This window comes from Desulfovibrio oxyclinae DSM 11498 (assembly GCF_000375485.1).
Taxonomy (GTDB): Bacteria; Desulfobacterota; Desulfovibrionia; order Desulfovibrionales; family Desulfovibrionaceae; genus Pseudodesulfovibrio; species Pseudodesulfovibrio oxyclinae.
On the sequence record NZ_AQXE01000029.1, the window covers coordinates 1 to 1,893 of the forward strand.

Annotated in this window: 1 rRNA gene; it reads right to left on the bottom strand. The window is 52.7% G+C overall.

From position 1 onward, the window contains the following. Positions 1-1,893, bottom strand: a 23S ribosomal RNA gene (locus B149_RS0115980); the annotation flags it as partial.

Consider the following 1,893-nt stretch of genomic DNA (forward strand, 5'->3'; position numbering starts at 1 on the left):
GGTCTGCTGAACACATCGCTGCGCTTACACATCCGGCCTATCAACCTCGTAGTCTACAAGGGATCTTCAGGGACCGAAGTCCAGGGAGAACTAATCTTGAGGATGGCTTCCCGCTTAGATGCCTTCAGCGGTTATCCGTGCCGAACATAGCTACCCTGCAGTGCCACTGGCGTGACAACAGGAACACCAGAGGTTCGTCCACCCCGGTCCTCTCGTACTAGGGGCAGACCCTCTTCAATTCTCCTACGCCCACAGAGGATAGGGACCAAACTGTCTCACGACGTTTTAAACCCAGCTCGCGTACCACTTTAAACGGCGAACAGCCGTACCCTTGGGACCTGCTCCAGCCCCAGGATGTGATGAGCCGACATCGAGGTGCCAAACCGCGTCGTCGATGTGAACTCTTGGACGCGATCAGCCTGTTATCCCCGGCGTACCTTTTATCCTATGAGCGATGGCCCTTCCATGCGGAACCACCGGATCACTAAGACCAACTTTCGTTCCTGCTCGACATGTCTGTCTCACAGTCAAGCTCCCTTATGCCTTTGCACTCGACGGCTGGTTTCCAATCAGCCTGAGGGAACCTTTGCAAGCCTCCGTTACTCTTTGGGAGGCGACCGCCCCAGTCAAACTACCCACCAGACACTGTCTCCAAGCCGGATAACGGCGTTGGATTAGATACCTAGATTATCAAGGGTGGTATTTCAAGGGTGACTCCACGAACACTGGCGTGCCCGCTTCAAAGTCTCCCACCTATCCTACACATGATAAACCAAATACCAATGTCAAGCTGTAGTAAAGGTGCACAGGGTCTTTCCGTCCTTCTGCGGGTACCGGGCATTTTCACCCGGAATTCAATTTCACTGAGTCTCTGGTTGAGACAGTGGGGGGATCGTTACGCCATTCGTGCAGGTCGGAACTTACCCGACAAGGAATTTCGCTACCTTAGGACCGTTATAGTTACGGCCGCCGTTTACCGGGGCTTCGATTTAGAGCTTCGCCGAAGCTAACTCCACCTCTTAACCTTCCGGCACCGGGCAGGCGTCAGTCCCTATACTTCGTCTTACGACTTCGCAGAGACCTATGTTTTTAGTAAACAGTCGCCCCCCCCGATTCGCTGCGGCTCTCACGTGCTCAACAAGCAAGTCATATCACACGCGGGAGCATCCCTTATTGCGAACTTACGGGATCATTTTGCCGAGTTCCTTAACCAGAGTTCTCTCAAGCGCCTTGGTCTGCTCGACCCGCCTACCTGTGTTGGTTTGCGGTACGGTCTGCACATGCTAAACTTAGAAGCTTTTCTAGGCAGCATGGAATCACTGACTTCAGTCTGTAAATGACACGGCATCACGTCTCGGCCTTAAAGAAGAGCGGATTTGCCTACCCTTCAAGCCTACACGCTTGCACCGGGATATCCAACACCCGGATCAGCTATCCTCCTGCGTCCCTCCGTCGCACACATGTACAGGTACAGGAATATTAACCTGTTTCCCATCGGTTACGCTTTTCAGCCTCACCTTAGGGGCCGACTTACCCTGGGCAGATTAGCTTTACCCAGGAAACCTTAGGCTTACGGCGAACGGGTTTCTCACCCGTTTTATCGTTACTCATGCCAGCATAATCACTTCTCATTAGTCCAGCAAACCTCACGATTTGCCTTCATCCCATCTGAGAACGCTCCCCTACCGCTCGTCTAAAAGACGAACCCGAAGCTTCGGTACCATACTTAGCCCCGTTACATTTTCGGCGCAGAATCGCTAGGCCAGTGAGCTATTACGCTTTCTTTAAAGGATGGCTGCTTCTAAGCCAACCTCCTGGATGTATCAGCAACTCCACCACCTTTCCCACTTAGTATGGATTTGGAGACCTTAGCTGTCGATCTGGGCTGTTTCC